This window comes from Umbribacter vaginalis, assembly GCA_001552935.1.
Classification (GTDB): Bacteria; Actinomycetota; Coriobacteriia; order Coriobacteriales; family Eggerthellaceae; genus Berryella; species Berryella vaginalis.
The window spans coordinates 385-682 of sequence record KQ959709.1 but is presented as its reverse complement, the minus strand read 5'-3'; positions in this window follow the sequence as shown (position 1 = coordinate 682).

Genomic DNA, 298 nt, shown 5'->3' with positions numbered 1-298 from the left:
AGATTATAAGCTCGGTAAATACTATATGCGCGAGCACATAGAATCACGCTTTATACCTAATTTAAGCGATATTAAAGCCATGCCTGTATACCATGTAGAACACTTTCGTGCAGCGGAAGCGTTCAGCAAGCGTGATTTTACGATACCAAAGACTATGCGCTATCGTATGCGTAAAAACTTATCGCTTATTGTATATGCGCGAGCCGTTGCTATGCTTAAACGTGACGGTATTAAAACTGTCCAGGAGTTAAAGAACGTCATTAACGCGAAACGTACAGAGATAGCAGAGATCAAAGAG